16 protein-coding genes are annotated in these 23,888 nt (G+C 69.4%); 8 read left to right on the plus strand and 8 right to left on the minus strand.

Features of this window, described 5'->3' with window-relative positions:
- Window position 1 precedes the first annotated feature (1 nt).
- The gene (locus tag BST17_RS05175; RefSeq protein WP_083055858.1) at window positions 2-745 is read right to left on the minus strand and encodes a thioesterase II family protein; all 744 of its coding nucleotides are present in this window, start codon (window positions 743-745) and stop codon (window positions 2-4) included.
- Complete coding sequence (locus BST17_RS05180; protein ID WP_083055859.1) at window positions 742-4,221, minus strand: non-ribosomal peptide synthetase; 3,480 nt, start codon at window positions 4,219-4,221, stop codon at window positions 742-744. Before BST17_RS05180 ends, BST17_RS05175 begins: the two co-directional genes overlap by 4 nt.
- 101 nt (window positions 4,222-4,322) lie before the next feature.
- On the opposite strand from BST17_RS05180, the gene BST17_RS05185 reads away from it, so the two are divergent.
- Window positions 4,323-5,981 (plus strand): (2,3-dihydroxybenzoyl)adenylate synthase, encoded by a 1,659-nt coding sequence (locus BST17_RS05185; protein WP_083055860.1) that lies wholly within the window; start codon window positions 4,323-4,325, stop codon window positions 5,979-5,981.
- Window positions 5,982-6,111: 130 nt separating this feature from the next.
- Entirely contained in the window at window positions 6,112-11,322 is a 5,211-nt protein-coding gene (locus BST17_RS05190; protein ID WP_083055861.1) for a type I polyketide synthase, read from the plus strand.
- Window positions 11,323-11,337: 15 nt separating this feature from the next.
- Here BST17_RS05190 and hemW read toward each other — a convergent pair whose 3' ends face one another.
- Window positions 11,338-12,486 carry a radical SAM family heme chaperone HemW gene (gene hemW, locus BST17_RS05195; protein WP_083055862.1) on the minus strand — a complete coding sequence of 383 codons (1,149 nt, stop codon included), beginning with the start codon at window positions 12,484-12,486 and terminating at the stop codon, window positions 11,338-11,340.
- Between the two features lie 312 nt (window positions 12,487-12,798).
- Between hemW and BST17_RS05200 the strand changes: the two genes are divergently transcribed.
- The 3 genes from BST17_RS05200 to BST17_RS05210 are packed head-to-tail and all read left to right on the plus strand — an operon-like array spanning window position 12,799 to window position 15,965.
- Window positions 12,799-14,499 carry a nitrite/sulfite reductase gene (locus BST17_RS05200; RefSeq protein WP_083055864.1) on the plus strand — a complete coding sequence of 567 codons (1,701 nt, stop codon included), beginning with the start codon at window positions 12,799-12,801 and terminating at the stop codon, window positions 14,497-14,499.
- A gap of 36 nt (window positions 14,500-14,535) precedes the next feature.
- Window positions 14,536-15,243: a phosphoadenylyl-sulfate reductase gene (locus tag BST17_RS05205; RefSeq protein WP_083055865.1), complete on the plus strand. Its 708-nt coding sequence runs from the start codon at window positions 14,536-14,538 to the stop codon at window positions 15,241-15,243.
- A complete protein-coding gene (locus tag BST17_RS05210) occupies window positions 15,222-15,965 on the plus strand; it encodes a sirohydrochlorin chelatase (RefSeq protein ID WP_083055867.1) in 744 nt (247 codons plus the stop codon). The genes BST17_RS05205 and BST17_RS05210 overlap by 22 nt, the downstream gene beginning before the upstream one ends.
- A gap of 31 nt (window positions 15,966-15,996) precedes the next feature.
- Here BST17_RS05210 and BST17_RS05215 read toward each other — a convergent pair whose 3' ends face one another.
- Window positions 15,997-16,878 carry a TIGR03620 family F420-dependent LLM class oxidoreductase gene (locus BST17_RS05215; protein ID WP_083055868.1) on the minus strand — a complete coding sequence of 294 codons (882 nt, stop codon included), beginning with the start codon at window positions 16,876-16,878 and terminating at the stop codon, window positions 15,997-15,999.
- A gap of 140 nt (window positions 16,879-17,018) precedes the next feature.
- Here BST17_RS05215 and BST17_RS05220 point away from each other — a divergent pair, with 140 nt between their 5' ends.
- Genes BST17_RS05220 through BST17_RS05230 form a run of 3 tightly spaced genes read left to right on the plus strand, consistent with a single transcriptional unit; the run spans window position 17,019 to window position 20,068 of the window.
- Entirely contained in the window at window positions 17,019-17,663 is a 645-nt protein-coding gene (locus BST17_RS05220; protein WP_083055870.1) for a TetR/AcrR family transcriptional regulator, read from the plus strand.
- 5 nt (window positions 17,664-17,668) lie between these two features.
- Entirely contained in the window at window positions 17,669-18,589 is a 921-nt protein-coding gene (locus BST17_RS05225) for a sterol desaturase family protein (RefSeq protein WP_083055871.1), read from the plus strand.
- A 9-nt stretch (window positions 18,590-18,598) separates the two neighbouring features.
- A complete protein-coding gene (locus tag BST17_RS05230) occupies window positions 18,599-20,068 on the plus strand; it encodes an amidase (RefSeq protein ID WP_083055873.1) in 1,470 nt (489 codons plus the stop codon).
- 12 nt (window positions 20,069-20,080) lie between these two features.
- On the opposite strand, the gene BST17_RS05235 is transcribed toward BST17_RS05230, so the two are convergent.
- The 4 genes from BST17_RS05235 to BST17_RS05250 are packed head-to-tail and all read right to left on the minus strand — an operon-like array spanning window position 20,081 to window position 23,878.
- Window positions 20,081-21,124 (minus strand): sulfate/molybdate ABC transporter ATP-binding protein, encoded by a 1,044-nt coding sequence (locus BST17_RS05235; RefSeq protein WP_083055874.1) that lies wholly within the window; start codon window positions 21,122-21,124, stop codon window positions 20,081-20,083.
- Window positions 21,125-21,137: 13 nt separating this feature from the next.
- Complete coding sequence (cysW, locus tag BST17_RS05240) at window positions 21,138-21,956, minus strand: sulfate ABC transporter permease subunit CysW (protein ID WP_083055876.1); 819 nt, start codon at window positions 21,954-21,956, stop codon at window positions 21,138-21,140.
- A complete protein-coding gene (cysT, locus tag BST17_RS05245; protein WP_109750005.1) occupies window positions 21,953-22,822 on the minus strand; it encodes a sulfate ABC transporter permease subunit CysT in 870 nt (289 codons plus the stop codon). The genes cysW and cysT overlap by 4 nt, the downstream gene beginning before the upstream one ends.
- Before the next feature lie 33 nt (window positions 22,823-22,855).
- On the minus strand, window positions 22,856-23,878 hold the full coding sequence (locus BST17_RS05250) for a sulfate ABC transporter substrate-binding protein (protein WP_083055879.1): 1,023 nt from the start codon (window positions 23,876-23,878) through the stop codon (window positions 22,856-22,858).
- Window positions 23,879-23,888 lie beyond the last annotated feature (10 nt).

The following is a 23,888-nucleotide window of genomic DNA, read 5'->3' on the forward strand; positions in this document are numbered from 1 at the left end:
ATCACAGGGCATTGACGAGCTCCGCCACCTCTGCGGTGTGGTCGTTGATGTAGAAGTGCCCACCATCGAACATCGAGACCGTGAAGGCCCCGCTGGTGTGGCCCTCCCAGCGCCGCAGCATGCTCTCGTCGATGCGGTGATCGCTCGCACCGCCCAGGGTGTGGATGTCGGCGCCGATGCGGATCTCGGCGCCGCAGGCATACCGGTTGAACGCGGCGTAATCCGCTCGCACCGCCATCAGCAACAGCTCGACGAAGTCGTCGTCGGCCAGCAGTTGTGGGTCGGTGCCGCCGAGATCGACCATCTCGGAGAGGATTTCGCTCTCGGCCATCGGCAGATCGGGGGCGTCCGCCACCGTCGACGGTGCCTCGCTGGCCGATACCCACAGGGCGGCGACATCGGCACCGTGCTGTTCGGCCACCCGGGCGAACTCGAAGGCCACCACCGCGCCCATGCAATGCCCGAACAGCCGCAGCGGACCCAGACCGGCCCAGTCACCGGCGGCGAACAGGTCGGCGGCCAGCTCCCCCACGGTCGCCTGCGCAGGGTGGGTCAGGCGGTCACCGCGCTGCGGGTACTGCAGCACATAGGCGTCGGACCCGGCCGCGGCCAGCGCGGTGCCGAAGGAGCGGTAGGCCAGCGCGGCCCCGCCTGCGTGCGGGAATACCAGCGTGGCACCGGCACCGGGTGCGGACGTCGGATACCGTTTGACCCAGGGCTTGAACGTCAGGTCGGTGTCGCTCACGACATTCCCGCGGTGTGCAACTCGGACTCGACGGCGGCCTCGTCCATGTCGGCGACCTCCAGATACAGCTCGGCCACCAGCTCCAGGCGTTGACCGTCGGCCTCCCGTTCGGTCAGCCGCTGCGCCAGGGCCGCGACCGTCCGGGTCGCGAAGACATCGGGAACCATGATCGTCGGGGTGTCCAACCAGTCGCGCACCTGCGCCACCACCTGGGTCGCCATCACCGAATCACCGCCGAGGCCGAAGAAGTCGTCGTCGATGCCGATGCTGTCGCGACCCAGCAGCTCGCTCATGATGCGGGCCACCGCGGTCTCCAGCGCGGTCGTCGGTGCACGGTAGCCGCGTTCGGCGGGTAGTTCGGCCTCGGCCAGCCGCAGCGCCACCGCCTTGCGGTCGATCTTGCCACCGATCGTGTACGGGATCCGGTCGACGGGCACGATCAGCTGCGGAATCATGTGTGCCGGAACCAGTTCGGCCAAGGCGGCGGCGATGGCATCGGGTTCGTGGGCCGGGTCGTCTACGCGCACCAGCGCACCGAGCACATCCGCGCCACCCGGCACCGGGACCACCGCGGCGACCGCCGCACCCACCCCCGGAACCCGGGCCAGCGCGGCCTCGACCTCACCGAGTTCGATGCGGTAGCCGCTGAGCTTGATCCGGTGATCGGTGCGGCCGATGAACTCCAGCGTGCCGTCGGGCCAGTACCGGGCCAGATCGCCGGTGCGGTACCAGGTCCGCCCGTCGTACTCGACGAACTTGTCGGCGGTCAGGTCGGGGCGGCCGCGGTAGCCGCGGGCGATGCCGCGGCCGGCGAACCACAGTTCGCCGGGTACCCAGTCGGGACAGTCCGCACCGGACGGGCTGACCACCCGGCATGCGTTGTTGTCGAACGGCACGCCGTAGGGCACCGAAGGCCACGTCGCCGGAATCTCGGCCTGCGGTCCGATCTCGTAGATGGTGCCGTGCACCGCGGTTTCGGTCGCACCACCGAGACCGGCGAACCGCATCTGCGGCGCCCGGGCGCGCAGCGCCCGCACCATGTCCGGGCGCACCCAGTCACCACCGGTGAGCACGACGCGCAGGGACGACAGATCGCCGGGAACCTCGGTGAGCATCTGCAGCCAGCCGGGCAGGAAGTTCACCACCGACACCCGGTGCTCGGCGATCAGCCGCGCCCAGGTGTCCGGGTCACGCCGATACTCCTCGTCGACCATCACGATGGCCCCGCCGACGCGCAGCGTGCCGAACACGTCGGGGACCGACATGTCCGACTCCAGATGCGACAGTGCCAATGCCCGGGCGTCGGCTCCGATGTCGAAATGCCGGTAGAGGAATTCCAGGGTGTTCATCACCGCGTCGTGGGTGAGCTCCACCCCCTTGGGTTCGCCGGTGGACCCCGAGGTGAACAGCACGTAGGCCAGATCGTCGAGGGACCCGGTGACGGGCTCGAATTCCGTTGTCGCAGCGCTTGCCTGACCGACGTGCAGGTACGGCAGGCCGGCGCCGGTGATCACCTCGGGTGTCTGGCTGCCGCAGATCAGCGCGCAGGCGACGCCCGCGGTGTCCAGGATGCGGGCGGCGCGGTCGGCGGGCTGGTCGACCCCGATGGGCAGGTAGGCCGCGCCGGCGGTCAGGATGCCCAGCAGCGCGGGGATCTGTTCGGCACCCTTGGGTCCGAGCACCGCGACGATGTCGCCGCGGCCGACACCGTGGGCCTGCAGCGAACCGGCGACCGCCAGCACCTTGTCCCGGAGCCCGGCGTAGGTCAGGGTTCCGGTGGAGGCGATCAGCGCCGTGGCGTCCGGCGTCGCTTCGGCGTTGCGGAAGAAGCCGTCGACCAGATTGTCACCGCTCGGGGCCGCCGTGTTCGAGTTGACCGCGGCACGCACGGCGCGCGACTGCTCGCTCACCGCCGGCGGGTCGACAGCGTCCCAGGCCGCGTCGTCGGCGGCGAGCCGCGCCAGTTCGGCCACCTCGTAGGCGAACATCGCCTCCGGCACGCCGGGCGGGAACGCCTCGACCCGGACGTCCCAGTTGATCATCAGCCCGTCGGCCAGCGGGGTCGCCTGCGCGTCGATGAGCACCTGCGGGCCCTGCGAGATGGTCCAGACCGGCTCGCCGAACTGGTCGGTCACATCGCCGGCGAACAGGTCGCCGAGGCCGAGGGCGCTGGTGTAGACGATGGTCGCCAGCGTCTGGGTGCCGCGGTGGCGGCTCATGTCGCGCAGGACGCTCAGCCCGGACACCGACGAGTGCGCGGCGGTCTCGTGCAGGACCTCCTGCACGGCGCGGGCGCGCGCCGCCGGGGTATGGGTCTCGGTGAGATCGATGTCGAGCATCAGCGAGGAGGTGAAGCAGCCGACCAATTTGTCCACATCGGGGTGGTAGGGCTCGCGGCCGAACATCGGCAGGTTGAGCAGAAAGCGTGAGTCGGTCGACCAGCGGGCCAGCGCATTGGAGTAGGCGGCCGCGACGGCCATGGCCGGGGTGATGCCGCGTTTGTGCGCGTTGGCGTACAGCGCGTCCCGGGTCGGCACGTCGAAGATGTGCCACAACCTGATGTTGCGCAACGGATTCTGCTGCTCGGCGCGCGGAACCAGCGGCAGCGCGGGTGGTTCCGGCAGATCCGGAATGCGCTCGGCCCACCACTGCCGGTCGGCCTCCGAGGGTGGCGGCGTGCTCGCGGTCAACCGGTTGCGGTATTCGCGGTAGGTGTACCCGAGCTCGGGCAGGTCGGCGCCGCGGTAGAACGCGGCCAGGTCGGCCATGAAGTTGCGGTAGCTCACCGCGTCGGCGGCCTGCATGTCCATGTCCACGTGCAGCCGGGTCTTCCCGTCCGGCAACAGCGACAGCGCGATCTGCAGCACCTCGTCGTCGAGCAGCTGATGCGACTTGTCGTCGCGGATGCGCTCCAGGCGCTCGTCGGCGTCGGCCGCGGACCGCAGGTCGTAGACGGTGACCGGCAGACCCCGGTCGCTGATGCGCTGGGTGCCGTCGGGCAGGATCTCCTGGCGCAGCATGGGATGGCGGGCAACGAGTTTCGTGGCCGCGCGCTGGAGTCGTTCGGGATCTACTCCGGTGCCGTCGAATTCGACGTACAGGTGCGCGGCCACCCCACCGAGCTCCTGCTCGCCGTGGCGGCCCACCCACATCGCGTGGGCGATGGGGGCCAACGGGAAAGGAGCACCGGGATCGTCGTCCGCGCCGTCGGCCACCGCCGGATCGGCGACCGGCGCCGCCGGCGCGTGCTCGGCGACCAGGGCCTGCCAGGCGGCCACGGTGGGGTTGGCCGCCAGCGCGGCGAACCCGACCTCGATGCCCTGTTTACGCCAGCGGCCCGACAGCGACATCATCCGGATGGAGTCGAGTCCGGAGGCGATGAGATCAGCATTCGGGTCCAGCGAATCCGCCGGGATCCCGAGAAGTTCGGCCACCTCGGCCCGAACCGTTTCCGATGTCGTCGCAGCGACGGCCACGCTATTCCTCCGCAGATTTAGTACAGGCTGTCCTAACTGCAGTGAGGCTACCCTATATTCGTATCGGCATCGCACCTACCCAGAGACAGGGTTTATCCCGCATGAGCACGGTTTTTCCGAAGGAACGCGACGATCTGACCGACGGTTTCGTCGCGTTTCCGGCTGATCGCGCCGCCGCTTATCGCGAGGCAGGCTATTGGACGGGTTCGCCGCTGGATTCCATTCTCGGCAACGCAGCCGACCGATGGCCGGACGCCCGCGCGATCGTCGATTCCCGGCGCAGCTATACGTTCGCCGAACTGGACGCCATCGCCGACGTGGTGGCCGCCCGGCTGACCGCGCTGGGGCTGCGCTCCGGCGACCGGGTGCTGCTGCAGTTGCCCAACACCACACAATTCGCCGTCGCCCTGTTCGGACTGCTGCGCGCGGGCGTCGTACCGGTGATGTGCCTGTCCGGGCACCGGGCCGCCGAACTGAGCCACTTCGCCGAGATCAGCGGCGCGGTGGGGCTGCTGATTCCGGACACCGCAGGCGGTTTCGACTTCCGCGAGATGGCCGCCCAGTTGCAGGCCGAGCATCCCGCGCTGCAGCACGTCATCGTCGACGGCGAGCCTGGTCCGTACCTGGCGTGGTCGGCGCTGACCGAGCCCGGTCCGCGGCCGGCCCGCGCGCCCCGCGCGGACTTCGACCCGGCCCGGCCCGCCCTGCTGTTGGTCTCCGGTGGCACGACCGGGTTGCCGAAGCTGATCGCGCGCACCCACGACGACTACGTCTACACCGCCGTGGCCTCGGCGCAGGCGTACTCCATGACCAGTGCGGACACCTACCTGGTCGCGCTGCCCGCCGGGCACAACTTCCCGCTGGGCTGCCCCGGCCTGCTCGGCGCGATGACCGTCGGTGCCGCCACCGTCTTCACCACCGACCCCAGCCCGGAGAATGCCTTCGCGCTGATCGACAAGCACCAGGTGACGGTGACGGGGCTGGTCAACGCGCTGGCCAAGGTGTGGGCGCAGGCCTGCGACTGGGAGCCGGTGCTGCCGACCTCGCTGCGGGTGGTCCAGGTCGGCGGTTCCCGGATGACGGCCGAGGAGGCCAAGTTCATCTTGGACAACCTGACCCCCGGGTTGAGCCAGATCTTCGGTATGGCCGAGGGCATGCTGAACTTCACCCGGCCCGGCGATCCGGTCGAGGTGCTGTTGCACACCCAGGGCCGGCCGATGTCCCCGCACGACGAGATGCGGGTCGTCGACGAGTCCGGTGCCGATGTCGCCCCCGGCGCGGAGGGCGAATTGCTGGTGCGCGGGCCGTACACCATCAACGGCTACTACCGCGCCGAGGAGGCCAACGCCCGTTCGTTCAGTCCGGACGGGTTCTACCGCTCCGGGGACCGGGTCCGGATCTTCACCGACGGACCCAAGGCCGGGTACGTGGAGGTGACCGGCCGGATCAAGGACGTCATCCATCGCGGCGGCGAGACGGTGTCGGCCTCCGACCTGGAGGAGCACCTGTTCGCCCATCCGGGGATCTACGCCGCGGCAGCGGTCGCCATGCCCGACGAGTATCTGGGCGAAAAGATCTGCGCTGCAGTCGTTTTCTCCGGCAAGCCGATCACCCTGGCCGAACTGAACAGTTTCCTGGACGCCCGTGGTGTGTCCGCCCACACCAAGCCCGACATGCTGGCCGCGCTGCCGACGCTGCCCAAGACCGCGGTCGGCAAGGTCGACAAGAAGCAGATCATCGCGCAGCTGAGTTCATCGTGATCGGTAATGCACTCACGCAGTGCGGTTCTCGGCCTGCGGTGTGCTGCGCGGCACACAACGTAGCCCGCCGTGCGGAGCCGATGCGTGCCACCATCGGTGCACACGCCCACCATGAGAGGGATCCACAGCCGTGACGCTTGACTCCGAACCCACCCTGGAGCCGATCGCCATCATCGGCATCGGGTGCCGGCTGGCCGGGGATGTCAACACCCCCGAGGAGTTCTGGCGGTTCCTGCTCGACGGTGCCAGCGCCGTGAGCGAGGTTCCGGCCGATCGCTGGGAGCCCTATCTGCGCCGCGACCCGCGCAATGCCGCGATTCTGAAGGCCACCACCCCGTTCGGCAGCTTCCTGTCCGATCTGCCCGGCTTCGACGCCGAGTTCTTCGGTGTCTCGCCGCGCGAGGCCGAGTTGATGGATCCGCAGCAGCGACTGGCGCTGGAGGTCAGCTGGGAGGCACTGGAGGACGCCGGTGTCCCGCCGCGCGCCCTGGCCGGCACCGACACCGCCGTGCTGATGGGCGTCAACTCCGATGATTACGGCAAGCTCGTCATGGAAGACCTCCCCGGGATCGAGGCCTGGACCGGAATCGGCACCGCGCTGTGCGGAATTGCCAACCGGGTATCGCATCTGCTGGACCTGCGCGGGCCCAGCGTCGCTCTCGATGCGGCCTGCGCGGCCTCCCTGGTGGCGGTGCACCAGGCCTGTCAGCTGCTGCGCGCCGGGGAGACCTCGCTGGCCCTGGCCGGCGGCGTCAGCGCACTCATCGGCCCCGGTCTGACCCGGGTGCTCGACGTGGCCGGCGCCACCGCGTCCGACGGCCGGTGCAAATCCTTCGACGACGCCGCCGACGGTTACGGCCGCGGCGAGGGCGCGGCGGTCGTGGTGCTCAAACGCCTCGCCGACGCGCGACGGGAAAACGACCGCGTGCTCGCCGTGGTGCGCGGCGGTGCGGTCGCCCAGGACGGCAGGACAGTGGGCATCATGTCGCCCAACGGTGCGGCCCAGGAGGACATGTTCCGACGCACCTGCGCCACCGCGGGTATCGACCCGGCGAGCATCGGGTACGTGGAGGCCCACGGCACCGGGACGCCGACAGGTGACCCGGTGGAGCTCACCGCGTTGTCGGCGGTCTACGGAGCCGGCCGGCCGGCCGGGCAGCCCTGTCTGGTCGGGTCGGCCAAGCCCAACACCGGGCACCTCGAGGGTGGGGCCGGGGTGGTCGGCCTGGTCAAGGCGACGCTCGCGCTGCATCACGAGGCAGTGCCCCCGACCGCCGGCGTGCGGACCCCGACCACCGCCGTGGACTGGACCACCAACGGGCTGCGGGTGAACACCGAGACCGAGGCGTGGCCGCGGGGCGCGACACCGCGCCGGGCCGCGGTGTGCAGCTACGGCTACGGCGGCACCATCGCGCATGTCCTGCTCGAGGAGGCTCCGCCGAGCTCCCCCGGCCCGAAATCAGAAACCCCTGCGCTGCATGTCATTCCGGTCTCGGGCCGGTCCACCCGGCGGTTGGCGGTCAACGCCGGGGCGCTGGCTGACCACCTGCGTGCCGGCCATCACGACGTCACCGATGTCGCGGGCACTATGTGGGGGCGCCGCTCCGCGGAACCGGTACGCGCCGCGATCATCGCCGCGAATCACCGGGAGCTGGTCGCGGGTTTGGACGCGCTGGCCGCCGGAGAACGCCACAGTTCGGTGGCCACCGGGTCGGTGGTGCCCGGCGCCGAGCACGGAGCGGTGTGGGTGTGCTCCGGGCACGGTTCGCACTGGGTCGGCATGGGCGCCGAATTGCTGCGCGAGGAGCCCGCTTTCGCCGCCGTCATCGACCAGATCGAGCCGGTCTTCGCGACCGAACTCGGCTTTTCGGCCCGGCGTGCGTTGGCCGGCGGTGATCACGGCGGCACCGATCAGGTGCAGGCCCTGACGTTTGCGATGCAGGTCGGTCTGGCCGCGGTGCTGCGTTCGCGCGGCGCGGCTCCGGCCGCGGTGATCGGGCATTCGGTCGGTGAGGTGGCCGCCTGCGTCATCTCCGGGGTGTTCGATCTGATCAGTGGTGCGAAGGTGGCCTGCTACCGCGCCCGTGGCTTCCGCGCGGTGCAGGGGCAGGGCGCGATGGCGCTGGCCGCGCTGTCGTTCGCCGATGCCGAATCGCGTCTGCGCGGTAATCCCGATGTGGTGGCCGCCATCAGCGCGGCCCCCGAATCGACCGTCATCTCCGGCACCACCGACGCCGTCGGCCGGGTCGTCGAGGACTGGACGGCGCTGGGCATCGTCACCCGTGCGGTGAACACCGATGTGGCCTTCCACAGTCCCGCGATGGACGCGCTCACCCCCGAACTGGCGCGGCTGACCGCCACCTTGCGCCCGCAGGCCCCGACGGTGCCGCTGTACAGCACGGCGCTGGCCGATCCGCGCTCGACCGCGGAGCGCGGCCCCGACTACTGGGTGGCCAACCTGAGTGGCCGGGTGCGCTTCGCCGAGGCCGTCACCGCCGCCGCCGAGGACGGGCACCGGTTGTTCCTGGAGATCGCCGCCCACCCGGTGGTCTCGCATTCGATCGTGGACACGCTGTCGCACAACGGGTTCGACGACCACGGCGTGCTGCCGCTGCACCGACGCAACATGCCGGAGGTGCGCTCGGTGACCACGGCGATCGCCGCTCTGCACTGCTACGGCGCGCCCGTCGCGCTCGCTCCCACACACACCCGCTGGGCCGCCGGTCTGCCCGGCAACCAGTGGCAGCACCGGCAGTTCTGGCGCACGCCGGCCACCCCGCCGGGTGGCGGCGCCGTGCACGATCAGGACTCGAACACGCTGCTGGGCGGGCGCCTGGAGGTGACCGCGGCGGTGCCGGCCAGGGTGTGGCAGAGCCAGCTGGACATGTCCACCCGCCCCTACCCCGGTGATCACCCGGTCCAGGACACCGAGATCGTCCCGGCCGCGGTGCTGCTGAACACGTTTCTGGCCGCTGCGGGCAGCGCATTTAGCACCGCAGCCGCGAGCGGCTCATCCAGCACAGCCGCGAGCGGCTCATCCAGCACAGCCGCGAGCGGCTCATCCGGCACAGCCGGCAGCGACATCACCGACGTCCGGTTGCGCACCCCGGTGGCTCCCGGCCGGGCCCGCAACATCCAGGTGGTCCTGCAGGACCGCGCGCTGACGCTGGCGTCGAGCATCCAGACCTCCGACGGCGCTGCGTCCGACGGGTGGCTGACCCACTGCACCGCGGTCACCGCCGAACCGGTGCCGCTGCCCGCCGACCTCGATCTGACCGAGTTACGTGCCCGCTGCGGCCAGACGCTGCCCGCCGGTCACGTGATCGACACCCTGGCCGGTCTCGGGGTGGCCGCGATGGGCTTCGGTTGGGAGATCACCGATCTACGCCGCGGTGACGGCGAGCTGTTGGCCGTGGTGCGGCCCGAGCCCGACGGTTCGGCACCGGCCACCTGGGCCGGTCTGCTGGACGCGGCCACCTCCGCGGCCTCCATCATCTTCGATGCCCCGCTACGGCTGCGCATGCCCGCCCGCATCGACCGGGTTGCGCTGCGCGCCAACCCCATCGGTACCGCCGTACTGCACATCCGACGTGGCGCCGGCACACTTGCCGATGTCAGCATCGCCGATGCGACCGGCACCGTGCTCGGCGCCATCACCGGCATGTACTTCGACGAACTGGAGAACCCGGGCGGCAACGATGTCACCCGGATGATGCAGCAGCTGGCCTGGCATCCCACACCATGGCAGACCGCGGCCCGCCCGCCGCAGGTTATCCTGGTCGGCGGCGATGCGCAGACGCTGGCCTGGTGCATGCGGGATCTGGCCGCCGCCGATGTCGAACACCGGCTGTGCAAGACGCCGGAGGAGATCCCTGCGACGCTGGCCCCCGGCGCGGTGGTGCTGGTGCTGCCGCGGACCGGGGATGCACCGCTGGACGCTGTCACCGCGGTGCACGCGACGTTGACCACCGTGCTGCAGCGTCACTCGGACGTTCAGCTGTGGGCCCTGACCCGCGGCGTCTACGAGGGCAGCGATGTCAGCGGCTCACCACTGTGGGGCTTCTCCCGCATCGCCGCGGCCGAACATCCCGGCCTGTGGGGCGGGGTCATCGATGTGGCCGATGACAGCCTGCCACTCGGTGTCCTGGCAGAACTGGCCGGCAACGGGGTCGTCGTGGTCCGCGACGACATCGCGTTGACCGCACGGCTGACGCACGCCGAGTCCAATCGTGGCTTGCCGCTGAGCTGTTCACCGGCGGGCAGCTATCTGATCACCGGCGGCACCGGCGCGCTGGGCGCCCGGGTGGCGGCCCGGCTGGCCGATCTCGGCGCCCGGCGCATCGTGCTGCTGTCGCGGCGCGGAGTCACCGATCGTTCGGCCTGGGACGTCGAGGCCGAGCCCGCGCGCACCATCCTGGCGCTGGAGGAACGCGGGGTGTCGGTGCGGGTGGTCGCGGTCGACATCGCCGCGCCCGGTGCCGCCGACGCACTGCGCGCGGCCCTGCGGGATCTGCCGCCGGTGCGCGGCGTCGTGCACGCCGCCGGTGTCGAGGCCGGCGCGCTGCTGCCCGCCACCACGGCCGAGGACTTCGCCGCCGCCATGCGCCCGAAGGTCGACGGCACGCTGACCCTGCACGAGGTGTTCCCGCCGGGCGAGCTGGACTGGCTGGTGCTGTTCTCGTCGTGCGGCTACCTGGCCGGCTTCCCCGGCCAGGGCGCATATGCCTGCGCCAATGCCTACCTCGACGCCTTCGCCCAGCACCGTCGCAGCCTCGGGGACCGCACCACCGCGGTGGCCTGGACCGCGTGGCGTGGGCTGGGCATGGGGTCGACGTCGAGCTTCGTGGCGGCGCAGCTGCGCGCGCTCGGCATGGGGGTCGTCGGCCCCGACGACGCCATGCGCGCGTTGGATCTCGCGATGCGCGCCGACCAGGCGCATGTGGTGGTGCTGCCGGTCGACGCCGACGCCGCGTCGGTGCCGATGTTGGCCGATATCGCCCCGGCCGATACCCAGGACACCGGCGGCGCCGCCGCGGTGCAGCCGGGTCGCGACGGGGTGGACACCGCCGTCTGGGTCGCCGAGCTGGTGCTGGCCACCGTCGCCGCCGAACTCGGGCTGTCCGAGGACGGAGTGGATCCACGGTTGCCGCTCGCCGAGATCGGCGTCGACTCGATCATGACGGTGGCGCTGCGCAAACAGTTGGAGCGCAAGACCGGCCTGGCACTGCCGCCGACGCTGCTGTGGGAGCACCCGACGGCCGCGGCGGTGACCGCGCGCATCGTGGAAATGTTGTCCCCGCAACAGGATCCGGTGGCCGAGGAAGTCGGCGTCTGCCCCTGATCGGGCGCAGATCTGTCAGTCGTCGAGCAGGTCGCGGATCACCGCGTCGGCGAGCAGCCGACCGCGATCGGTGAGCACCAACTGGTCACCGGCGCGCACCAGCAGCCCCCGGGTCACCGCGGCCTCGGCGCGCACACGCTCGGCCGCGGTCAGCACCGCGTCCGGCAGCCCGCTGCGCAGCCGCAGCCGCAGCATGACGTCCTCGATGTGCCGGGCGGCATCGTCGAGTTCCTCGGAATCGGCCACCGGCAACCGGCGTTCGGCGAGAGCCTGCGCATAGGCCTTGGGATGCTTGACATTCCACCACCTGGTGGCGTCCAGATAGCCGTGCGCGCCCGGGCCGGCACCCCACCAGTGCCCGCCGTCCCAGTAACCGAGGTTGTGCCGGCATTCCCCACCCGGGGCGCTCCAGTTCGACACCTCGTACCAGTGCAGACCCGCCGCCGACAGCGCGGCGTCGAGCAACTCGTAACGGTCGGCCAGCACGTCGTCATCCGGCATCGGCAGCTCGCCGCGGCGGACCCGGCGAGCCAGCGCGGTGCCGTCCTCGACGATCAGCGCATACGCCGACAGGTGGTCGATGCCGGCGTCGAGCGCGGTCTCCACCGACATCTTCAGGTCGTCATCGCTCTCCCCCGGCGTGCCGTAGATCAGGTCGAGGTTGACGTGCTCGAACCCCTCGGCGCGGGCCTCGCGGGCGGCCGCCGGCGCCCGCCCGGCCGAATGCACCCGGTCGAGCACCTTGAGCACGTGCGTGGCCGCCGACTGCATGCCCAGCGACACCCGGGTGTAGCCGGCCTCGCGCAGCCGGGCGAACAGCGCCGGTGAGCTGGACTCCGGATTGGCCTCGGTGGTGACCTCGGCGCCGGGGGTCAACGTGAAGTGCGCCCGCACCGCGTCCAGCACCGCCGCCAGCCCGTCCCCGCCCAGCAGCGTCGGCGTGCCCCCGCCGACGAAGACGGTGTCCACCGGACGCGACCCGACGCGCGGGGCGGCGAGTTCCAGTTCGACCTGCACGGCGGCCAGCCAGCCGGCCGGGGTGGAGTCGCCGAGCTCGGCGGGGGTGTAGGTGTTGAAGTCGCAGTAGCCGCAGCGGGTGGCGCAGAACGGCACATGGACATAGATGCCGAAGGGACCGGCGGTGTCCGGCTGCGGGCTGGTCATACCGGAATTGTCCCAGAGCCGGTTTTGCTCACCCCGATCCTAAATCTGGCCCGGTTAGGGCAGGTGGGGGCTGTCGTGGCAGAATGTCGGGCGTGACCGCCGCCGTTGACAGCACCACCCGCATTGCGCTGGTGGTCCGGCGGCATGTCGACCTCAAGCGCATCTGTAGCTGTTGTTGTCTGTCCTGACCCGCGTCGATATCGGAATCAGCCTGCCCCACCCATGAGCCGGCCGCCGGATCTGCGCCGCCGGCCAGCCCCCGGCGAGTTCGCGCGATCGGTGAGCCGCTCCCCGACAAGGAGCCCCGACAACATGACCGAAACGGTCTCCAACGCCCCCGACAAGGCCAAGCCCGCCAAGCCCGCCAAGCGGCCCCGTGGTGAAGGCCAGTGGGCGCTCGGCTATCGCGAGCCACTCAACGCCAACGAGCAGGCCAAGAAGGACGACAACCCGCTCAACGTGCGTCAGCGCATCGAGACCATCTATGCCCCGAACGGGTTCGACTCGATCGACAAGGGCGATCTGCGCGGCCGGTTCCGCTGGTGGGGTCTCTACACCCAGCGTAAGCCGGGTTTCGACGGCACCTGGACCGGTGACGAGAACACCGACATGCTCGAGGACGAGTACTTCATGCTGCGCGTGCGCAGCGACGGCGGTGACCTCAGCCTGGCCGCCCTGCGCACCCTGGGCGGTATCTCCACCGAGTTCGCCAGGGACACCGCCGACCTGTCCGACCGGCAGAACGTCCAGTACCACTGGATCGACGTGCGGAACATGCCGGAGATCTGGCGCCGCCTCGATGAGGTCGGCCTGCAGACCACCGAGGCGTGCGGCGACTGCCCGCGCGTCGTGCTGGGCTCGCCGCTGGCCGGCCAGCACCCCGACGAGGTGATCGACGGCACGCCCGCGGTCAACGAGATCGTCAAGCGCTACATCGGCAAGCCCGAGTACTCGAACCTGCCGCGCAAGTTCAAGACCGCCATCTCGGGTCTGCAGGACGTGGTGCACGAGGTCAACGACGTCGCATTCATCGGTGTCGTTCATCCCGAGCACGGGCCCGGCTTCGACCTGTGGGTCGGCGGCGGACTGTCCACCAATCCGATGCTGGCCCAGCGCGTCGGCGTGTGGGTGCCGCTGGACGAGGTGCCCGATGTGTGGGAGGCCGTGGTCAGCGGCTTCCGCGATTACGGCTACCGCCGACTGCGCGCCAAGGCCCGGCTGAAGTTCCTGATCAAGGACTGGGGTGTCGAAAAGTTCCGGGAGGTTCTTGAGCAGGAGTACCTCAAACGCCCGCTGCTCGACGGACCGGCGCCGACCCCGGTCACCCGGCCCATCGATCACGTGGGTGTGACCAAACTCAAGAACGGGCTCAACGCCGTCGGGGTCTCCCCCATCGCGGGCCGCGTCACCGGCACCATCCTGACCAAGGTCGCCGACCTGGCCGAGGCCGCCGGCTCCGACCGGGTGCGTTTCACGCCGTATCAGAAACTGATCGTGCTGGACGTCCCCGACGACAAGCTCGAGGAGCTGCGGGCCGGCCTGGATGCGCTCGGCCTGCCGTCGGCTCCGTCGCACTGGCGGCGCAACCTGATGGCCTGCACCGGCATCGAGTTCTGCAAGCTGAGCTTCGCCGAGACCCGCAGCCGCTCGCAGGTGCTGGTGCCCGAGCTGGAGAAGCGTCTGGAGGACATCAACGCCCAGCTCGACGTGCCGGTGACCATCAACATCAACGGCTGCCCCAACTCGTGCGCGCGCATCCAGGTCGCCGATATCGGCTTCAAGGGCCAGATGATCGACGACGGCAACGGGCCCGAGGAGGGTTTCCAGGTGCATCTGGGCGGCAGCCTGGGCCTGGACAGCGGGTTCGGTCGTAAATTGCGCCAGCACAAGGTGCTGGCCACCGAGCTCGGTGACTACATCGAGCGGGTCGTTCGCAACTTCGTGAAACAACGCGAGCCCGATGAGCGTTTCGCTCAGTGGGCGGTGCGCGCCGAGGAGGCCGATCTCCGATGAGCGCCCGCGCGACGAGTGGATTGAGGTGATCAACAGGTGACGACAGTGACCCGATCGGAGACGGACCTACGGCAGCTGGCCGAGCGTGGAGCCCGCGAACTCGACGGCGCCGACGCGATGGATCTGCTGAGCTGGACCGACCGCAACTTCCGCGGCGACTACATCGTGGCGTCCAACATGCAGGACGCGGTACTCGTCGAGATGGCCGCCAAGGTGCGGCCCGGTGTCGACGTGATGTTCCTGGACACCGGCTATCACTTCGTGGAGACCATCGGTACCCGCGACGCGGTCGAGGCGGTCTACGACGTCAAGGTGCACAACGTCGCGCCCGAGCACAGCGTGGCCGAGCAGGACAAGCTGCTGGGCAAGGACCTGTTCGCCCGCAACGCAGGCGAATGCTGCCGGCTGCGCAAGGTGCAACCGCTGGGCAAGGCGCTCAAGGGCTACTCGGCCTGGGTCACCGGTATCCGCCGGGTGGAGGCGCCGACGCGCGCCAACGCCCCGCTGATCAGCTTCGACGAGGCGTTCGGCCTGGTGAAGATCAACCCGATCGCGGCCTGGAGCGACGACGACATGCAGGCCTACATCGATGCCAACGGCATCCTGGTCAACCCGCTGGTCTATGAGGGCTACCCCTCCATCGGCTGCGCACCGTGCACCAGCAAGCCGATCGAGGGTGCCGATCCGCGCAGCGGGCGCTGGGCCGGGCAGTCGAAGACCGAATGCGGTCTGCACGCCTCGTGAGCTCGCAGGTGACCGCACCGGTCCTGGTGCTCACCGCCCATGGCAGCGCCGATCCCCGGTCGGCGGTGACCACCCACGCGGTGGCCGACACGATCCGACGGCTGCGCCCGGGACTGCAGGTGACCCCTGCGTTCTGTGAGCAGACGGCGCCGAATCTGGTCGACGTGCTGCGGCAGGTCGGCGACCGGGCGGTGGTCACTCCGCTGCTGCTGGCCAACGCCTATCACGCCCGCGTGGATATTCCGGCGATGATCGCCGAGAGCGGGGTCGCGGCGCGCCAGGCCGAGGTGCTCGGCGAAGATGATCAGCTGCTGGCGGTGCTGCGTCGACGGATCGCCGAAGCCGGTGTGTCCGCACATGATTCGAATGTCGGGGTGATCGTCGCGGCGGTGGGTTCGTCACGCCCGGCGGCCAATGCCCGCACCGCGACGGTGGCTGCCACGGTGGGCCTGGACACCCGCTGGGCCGGTGTCACCGCCGCGTTCGCCACCGGACCCAAACCTGCGCTACCCGAGGCCGTGCAGCGGCTGCGGCTGCGCGGCGCCGACCGCATCGTCATCGCGCCATGGTTCCTGGCGCACGGCAAGATCACTGATCGGGTGGCGGATTTCGCCGCAGCGCAGGGCATTCCGATGGCCGCCCCACTGGGCGCACACCGCCTGGTGGCCGAGACGGTGCTCGACCGCTTCGACGCCGCACTGGCACTGCCCGCCGCCGCCTGACACCGAGCCTCAAACACCTGTCGCGCATCGATCACGCAGTGCGATCGTCCTGGCGTCGGTGGGGTGGCCGGTGCGCGGCCAACGTGCGGAAGGCCGCTACCGGCGACCCGCTGAGATCCTCGGCGAGCACCTGGATGCCGACATGGTCGGCGCCGGCCGAGAAGTGCTTGTCGATCTCGGCGTAGATGGTTTCCGGGGAACCATGCGCAACCAGGGCATCGACGAGTGCATCGCTGCCGGGACGGTCGGTATCGGCCCGGGTGAACCCGTGCCTGAGCAGGTTGTTGGTGTAATTGCGCAGACCGAGGTAGGGATCATCTACCAGAGACCGGCCTATCGTGCGCGCCCGATCGGGGTCTTCGCACAGCACGACCTTGTGCTCGGGGGCCACAAAGACATTGCTGCCCAACAATTCACGGGCATAGCGGGTGTGTGCGGGGACGGTGAGATAGGGGTGCGCACCCAATGTCTTCGCACCGGACAACCGCAGTGTCTTCTCACCCAGAGCGGCGATGACGATCGCCTCAGCGGGGATGCCGCCCTCCAGGAGCGCATCGACGAAGCGGGACATCCGTGCGAATGGCCGTTCATAGCTGTCCCGGCCCTCAGGGTGGCCGAGTCCGACTCCCAGCAGCAACCGCTGTCCGTGCCGGTCGACGATCCGGTGGTACTGATACGCGATGTCACGGGGGTCGTCGTCCCACATGTTGATGATCGCCGAAGCGATGATCGCCGTCGTTGTCTCGGCCATCATCTGCTCAAGCAGAGCCATGTCCCCCACGGGGCCCGCGCCGATTCCCACCCAGATCGTCTGATAACCCAGCTCTTCGAGTGCAGGCGCGTATTCGATCCGGGCGGCATCGCCGTGCACGGGATTGAGCCAGGCGCCGTAACGGCCGAATTGTTCGTACACGTCAGGCGTCTCCTTCGATTGTCGGACGGATGGGTGTGGTGGTCATGGCACCACGGTGCAGGTTCCCGTAACGGGAAGGTCAACCCCCTTTCGAGCACTGAGATAGTGGCATCAATTCAAATAACCGCTACTATCTGGATATGGCCGATGATCCGAAGCCGCGCCGACTGACCCGCGCGGAGAGCAAGGAGCAGACCCGACAGCGACTGCTCGACGCCGCCGCGCAGGTGTTCGCCCGGCGCGGGTACGCCGCCGCGTCCGTCGAGGAGATCGCCGAGACGGCCGGGTTCTCGGTGGGCGCGGTGTACTCGAACTTCGCGGGCAAGGACGACCTGTTCTCCGCGCTGATGACCGACCGTGCCGTCAACCGAATGGACACTGTCGCCGAGATCATCGGCGATGCGCATGCCGAATCGCAGGATCCGTTGCGCGCCCTCGGCGCGATGCTGATCGCGATGGCCGACAAGGAGATCGACGTCGCGGTGCTGCGCACCGAGTTCTGGCTGCACGCGGTGCGCAATCCGGAATTGATGAAGATCGAGGCAGCGGCGTCGGCGAAGACCCTGGACTCCGTCCGCGGAATTCTGTCAAACATGTTGGAACGCAACGGTGTCGACGTCGAACGGGTCTCGGTGGACGATTTCGCCACCACCACGCTGGCCATGTTCGGCGGCCTCATCCGGCAACGGCGCATCGAACCGGAACGCGTCACCGAGCAGATGTTCGGTGAGGCCCTGCGCCGGCAGATCGCCGGCATGCCCAAGAAGAACGAGAGCGGGGGGTAACGCGCATGGAGTGGATCGGCAACATCGGGCTGTACGCGATCCCGGCATTCGCGTTGCTGCTGGGTATCGAGTTCCTCGGCGATCACCTGGAGCGGCGCCGGGACCGACGCGCCGGCCGCGGCGCCGAACCCCGCGCCAAGGCCGGCTTCTCGGCGCGGGACACCTCGGCGAGCCTCGGCGTCTATGGACTCGGCCGGGTCGCCAATCTGGCCGAAGACTTCATCGAGCTACCCATCATCGTGCTGGCCTCGCTGCTGGCGCCCATCGCACTGTCCGCCGGTGACTGGTGGGTGTGGGTGCTGGCCATCGTCGGCACCGACCTGGCCTACTACACCGAACACCGTGTGCAACACCGTGTCCGGCTGTTCTGGGCGGCGCACAGCGTGCACCATTCCAGCCAACACTTCAACATGTCGACCGCCGTGCGCCTGCCGTGGCTCATCCCCGGCCGGTTCCTGACCGCGACGGTGTACATCCCGCTGGCGCTCGTCGGCATCCCGGTCTGGATGATCTTCCTGAGCAAGGCGATCGTCCTGCTCTTCCAATACCCACTGCACACCGAACGCATCGGGAAGTTGCCCGCGCCAATCGAATACGTGTTCAACACACCATCGCATCACCGGGTACACCACGGCGCCAACAATCCCTATCTCGACAAGAACTACGGCGGCATCTTCATCCTCTGGGACCGGCTGTTCAACAGCTACGCCGAAGAGACCGAGAAGATCCGCTACGGGCTCACCCACAACATCGACACCTACAACCCGGTCAAGGTCAACTACCACGAGTTCGCCCTGATGGTCCGCGACGTGTGGCGCGCCACCACCTGGCGGGGGCGGATCGGCTACATGCTGCGACCACCCGGATGGACCGAGCGGCCGGCCACCCTGGCCAAAGAGCTTTCGACCGCAACCACCTCCCCCTAGTCTTGGGGCATGAGGTTCGACGAATACCGCAGCCACGACGCGACCGGGCTGGCGAAACTGGTGGCCGACAAGCAGATAACTGCCACCGAGCTGCTGGAGCTGGCCACCGAACGGGCCGCCGCGGTGAACCCGAAGATCAACGCCATCATCCGCGATGTGCCCGCCACGCCCACCGACGAGCTGACCGGTCCGTTCGCCGGCGTGCCGTTTCTCATCAAGGACCTCGCCCAGGACTACGCCGGCCTGCCCAGTTCCAACGGGTCGCGGTCGCTGCAGCACATCCCGGTCGCCGAGCACGCAACCATCGTTGAGCGCTGGCTCGATGCAGGCCTGGTCATCTTCGGCAAGACCAACCTGCCCGAGTTCGGTGCCAAGGGTGTGTCCGAACCGCAGCTGTGGGGCCCGGCCCGCAATCCGTGGAACACCGACCACACCCCCGGCGGCTCCTCGGGCGGCTCGGCGGCGGCCGTCGCGGCCGGCATCGTGCCCTGCGCGGGCGCCAACGACGGCGGCGGATCGATCCGTATCCCGGCCGCCTGCTGCGGGCTCGTCGGACTCAAACCCGGCCGCGGGCTGACCCCGATGGGCCCGGCCAACGGTGAGGCGATGCACGGGTCCGCCGTGCAGGGCGTCATATCGCGCACGGTGCGCGACACCGCGGCGATGTTCGACGTCATCGCCGGCGGCGAACCGTTCGGACCGTACTCGCCGGCGTCGCCCGAGTCGTCCTACGCCGCCGCCGTCGGGCAGGACCCCGGCCGGCTGCGCATCGGGGTCCGGGTGCCCTCGGCGATCACCCCGACACCGCACAAAGAGGCCTACGCCGCGATCGAGAAGACCGTGGCGACCCTGACCGACCTCGGCCACCACGTCGAGGAGTTACCGCAGGCCCCGTTCGACGATGCCGAACTGGCGCGCGACTTCCTGCTCACCTGGTTCGTCTACCTGGCCTGGGAGGTCGACGAGGCCAAACGCCTTTCCGGGGCCAGTGATGACGCCTTCGAGCGGGACACCCTGATCATGGCCGCGCTCGGGCGGGCCACCAGCAGCGTGGCCTACGTCGACGCTGTGCAGCGCCGGCACGCGCACACCCGCCGGCTGAGCACCTTCTTCGAGACCTACGATCTGCTGCTGACGCCGACGCTGGCCACCCCGCCACCGCGCATCGGCGAGTTCGACCTGCCCGCGCCGCTGCAACGCGGTGCCGATGTGCTGCTCCGCACCCGCACCGCAAAGCTGTTGCGTCACACCAGGATCGTCGACGACATGGTCGACAAGAACCTCGGCTGGGTGCCCTACACCCAGCTGGCCAACCTGACCGGCCGCCCGGCGATCACGCTGCCGCTGCACTGGACCAACGACGGGCTACCGCTGGGGGTGCAGTTCGTCGCCCCGCTGGCCGGTGAGCCCCTGCTGCTGAAGCTGGCCGCCCAGCTCGAGGAGGCCGCACCGTGGGCGGACCGGGTGGCGCCGCTGTAGCACCGCCCGCGGCTAGGTGAGCGCCTCGGCGCGGACCTCGGCGCTCTGCAGTTCGCCGGCGATCGGCGGCACCCGGGTGGCCCGCACGTAGACGGTGTCCCCGGCGCGCAATCCGAGCGCCTCGGCGTCGCCACGGGTGATCTGCGCCGTGAAGGGGGTGCCGGTGACCGCGCTGGTCAGCTCCACCCGCACCTCGAAGCCCAGCGTCACGATCCGGTCGATGGTGGCCTTGGTGACCCCGGTGGATTCCGCGGTGCCGTCGCCCGCGGCGATGGCCAGGTCGGGGTTGCGGCCGACGCGGATGTCGTGCGGGCGCACCAGGATTCCGTTGAGCAGCGACACCGTGCCCAGGAACGACATCACGAACGGGTTGGCCGGCGCGTCGTACACCTCGGTCGGTGAGCCGACCTGCTCGATGCGCCCCTTGTTGAGCACCGCGATCCGGTCGGCGACATCGAGCGCCTCGGCCTGATCGTGGGTGACCAACACGGTGGTGACGTGCACATCGTCGTGCAGGCGGCGCAGCCAGGCCCGCAGATCCTCGCGGACCTTGGCGTCCAGGGCGCCGAACGGCTCGTCGAGCAGCAGCACCTCCGGGTCGACCGCGAGAGCGCGGGCCAGCGCCATCCGCTGGCGCTGACCACCGGACAGCTGGGCCGGATACCGGTTCTGGAAACCGGCCAGCCCGACGACCTCCAGCAGGTTGTCGACCTTGTCCTTGATCTCGTTCTTCGGCTTCTTGCGGATCGACAGGCCGAACGCCACGTTGTCGCGCACGGTGAGGTGCTTGAAGGCCGCGTAGTGCTGGAAGACGAAGCCGATACCACGCTTCTGCGGCGGCACCCCGGTCACATCGCGGCCGTTGATGGTGATCGAGCCGGTATCGGGCTGGTCGAGGCCGGCGATGGCACGCAGCAGCGTCGACTTGCCCGAGCCGCTGGGACCCAGCAGCGCGGTCAGCGAACCCTTGGGCACCACGAAGTCGATGTTGTCCAGGGCCGCGAAGTCACCATAATGCTTGTTCGCGCCCTTCACCGTGATAGCGGTTTCGCTCATCGGTCGGTCTCCTTCAGTCCTCAGTCTTGACGCGCGAACGTTGGGCGTCAAACAAAATCTGGGCCACCAGCACGATGAGTGCGACGGCCATCAACACCACCGAGATGGTGTACGCGCCGTACGGATTACCCAGCGTGTAGCGGTCGTGCACCAGCAGGGTCAGCGTCTGCGACTGGCCCGGCAGGTTCGACGAGACCATCAGCACCGCGCCGAACTCGCCGAGGGTGCGCGCCACGGTGAGCACCACACCGTAGGTCAGCCCCCACCGGATGGACGGCAGGGTGATGCGCCAGAAGGTCTGCCACCAGTTGGCGCCGAGGGTGGCCGCGGCCTCCTCTTGGTCGGTGCCTACCTCGTGCAGCACCGGTTCGACCTCCCGGATGACGAACGGGATGGTGACGAACAGGCTGGCCAGCACGATGCCGGGGAAGCCGAAGATGATCTTCAAGCCCCAGCTGTTCTCCACGAACCCGAACAGGCCGGCGCTGCCCCACAGCACGATCAGTGCCACACCGATGACCACCGGCGATACCGCGAACGGCAGGTCGATCGCGGCCTGCAGCGCACTCTTGCCGCGGAACTTGCGCCGGGCCAGCACGATGGCCGTCGGCACACCGAAGATGACGTTCAGCGGCACCACGATCGCCACCACCAGCAGTGACAGCTGCAGTCCGGATTGGGCGGCGGGGGTGGTGATCGACGCCCAGAACTCGCCGATACCGGGTGCGAACGCCCGCCAGAGGATGGCGCCCAACGGAACCACCAGCAGCGCGAAGATGTAGACCGAGGCGATGATCCGCAGGATCAGCTGGGTGGGACGGGACAGTGTCATCGGGCCGACTCCTCGCGCTTGGCCGCCCGTGCGCCGAAGTAGCGAAGGATGAACAGCACCACGAAGGAGATCAGCAGCAGCACGATCGAGATCGCGGCCGCGCCGACCCTGTCGTCGTTCTCGATGAGGGTGCGGATCCACTGCGAGGACACCTCGGTCTCACCGGGGATGGCGCCGCCGATCAGCACGATGGAGCCGAACTCGCCGATGGCCCGGGAGAAGGCCAGCCCGGCGCCGGAGAACAGCGACGGCGCCAACGCGGGCAGGATCACCCGGAAGAAGATGGTGGCGTTGTTGGCGCCGAGGGAGGCCGCGGCCTCCTCGACCTCACGGTCCAGCTCGAGCAGCACCGGTTGCACGGCGCGGACCACGAACGGCAGCGTCACGAAGGCGAGGGCCAGCGCGACACCCCACGCGGTGTGCTGGATGTGGATGCCGACCGGGCTGCCCGGACCGTACAGCGAGAGCAGCACCAGGCTGGCCACGATGGTCGGCAACGCGAACGGCAGATCGATGATCGCGTCCACCACCCGTTTGAGCGGGAAGTCGTCGCGCACCAGGACCCAGGCGATCAATAGACCGAACACGACGTTGACCAGCGTGACGCCGATCGAGATGACCAGCGTGACCCGGAACGACGCCAGCGCCGAGGGTGAGGTCACCGCCGACCAGAAGGCGTCCACGCCGCCCTCGACCGAGGTCAGCAGGATCGCGGCCAGCGGCAGCAACACGATCAGCGACAGCCACAGCACCGCCACCCCGACCTGCAGGGTGGCGCCGCTGGGGCGGGCCGGTGACCGCCGGCTCACAGGCGGGTCGCCCGGAGTGAGCTCCGGGCGACTCGTCTCGGGATTCGTGGTCGTCATAGGCGATCCGCTTCGCTCTCCGGCCGTCCTCGACTAACCGGTGGCCTGCTTGTAGATCTTGGTGATCTCACCGTTGTCCTTGTCGAACAGCTGCGGATCGACCTCGGACCAGCCGCCCAGATCGGTGATGCTCCACAGCTTCTCCGGTGCCGGGAACTTGTCGGCGAACTCCTCGGCGACCGCCGGGTCGGACGGGCGGAAACCGGCCTCGGCCCACACCTTCTGCGCCTCCGGTGTGTACTGGAAGTTGACGAAAGCGGTGGCCTTGTCGAGGTGCTTGCTGGTGTTGACGACGGCGACCGGGTTCTCGATCTTGAAGGTCTGCGGCGGGTTCACGTGCTCCAGGTTGTAGTGCAGCGCCTCGTTCTCGTAGGCCAGCAGCACGTCACCGGTGCCCTGCCGGAACACGTCGGTGGCCTCCCGACCGGATCCGGGGCGCAGCTTGACATGCTGGCTGACCAGTTCCTGGACGTAGGCGATGCCCGCGGCGTGGTCCTGGCCGCCGTTGCTCTTGGCGGCGTACGGGGCCAGCAGATTCCACTTGGCCGCACCGGAGCTCAGCGGGCTGGGCGTGATGACCTCGACACCGGGCTTGAGCAGATCGTCCCAGTCGCGGATGTTCTTCGGGTTGCCCTCGCGGACGGCGAAGGTCACCACCGAACCGAACGGCAGACCCTTCTGCGCGCCGGCGTTCCAGTCCTCGTCGACCAGCCCGGCCTTGACCAGCCGGGTGATATCGGGCTCGACCGAGAAGTTCACGACGTCGGCGGGCTTGCCGGACTCGACACCGCGGGACTGATCACCCGATGCGCCGTAGGAGGCGGTCACGCCGACGCCCTTGCCCTCGTCGGTCTCGGCGAACACCGGGGCGACCTTGGACCAGCCCGGCTCCGGCACCGCGAACGCCACCAGGGTCAGCGTGGTGTCGGCGTCGGAAACGCCGCCCTCGCCGGCCACGTCGCTGGCGCCGCCGCCGCACGCCGCGACCAGTGCGGAGGCCAGGGCGAGTGCGGTGATGGCACGTACGCGCCGGGTGGTTGTACCGAGGTTGCGCATTGATGACCTT

Source organism: Mycolicibacterium bacteremicum (assembly GCF_002086115.1).
Taxonomy (GTDB): Bacteria; Actinomycetota; Actinomycetes; order Mycobacteriales; family Mycobacteriaceae; genus Mycobacterium; species Mycobacterium bacteremicum.

Excerpts from the sequence above, each read along its gene's own strand:
- BST17_RS05185 (WP_083055860.1), top strand. The coding sequence starts at position 4,323 with ATGAGCACGGTTTTTCCGAAGGAACGCGACGATCTGACCGACGGTTTC.
- hemW (WP_083055862.1), bottom strand. The coding sequence starts at position 12,486 with ATGACCAGCCCGCAGCCGGACACCGCCGGTCCCTTCGGCATCTATGTC.
- BST17_RS05200 (WP_083055864.1), top strand. The coding sequence starts at position 12,799 with ATGACCGAAACGGTCTCCAACGCCCCCGACAAGGCCAAGCCCGCCAAG.
- BST17_RS05210 (WP_083055867.1), top strand. The coding sequence starts at position 15,222 with ATGCGGTCTGCACGCCTCGTGAGCTCGCAGGTGACCGCACCGGTCCTG.
- BST17_RS05220 (WP_083055870.1), top strand. The coding sequence starts at position 17,019 with ATGGCCGATGATCCGAAGCCGCGCCGACTGACCCGCGCGGAGAGCAAG.
- BST17_RS05225 (WP_083055871.1), top strand. The coding sequence starts at position 17,669 with ATGGAGTGGATCGGCAACATCGGGCTGTACGCGATCCCGGCATTCGCG.
- BST17_RS05230 (WP_083055873.1), top strand. The coding sequence starts at position 18,599 with ATGAGGTTCGACGAATACCGCAGCCACGACGCGACCGGGCTGGCGAAA.
- BST17_RS05235 (WP_083055874.1), bottom strand. The coding sequence starts at position 21,124 with ATGAGCGAAACCGCTATCACGGTGAAGGGCGCGAACAAGCATTATGGT.
- cysW (WP_083055876.1), bottom strand. The coding sequence starts at position 21,956 with ATGACACTGTCCCGTCCCACCCAGCTGATCCTGCGGATCATCGCCTCG.
- cysT (WP_109750005.1), bottom strand. The coding sequence starts at position 22,822 with ATGACGACCACGAATCCCGAGACGAGTCGCCCGGAGCTCACTCCGGGC.
- BST17_RS05250 (WP_083055879.1), bottom strand. The coding sequence starts at position 23,878 with ATGCGCAACCTCGGTACAACCACCCGGCGCGTACGTGCCATCACCGCA.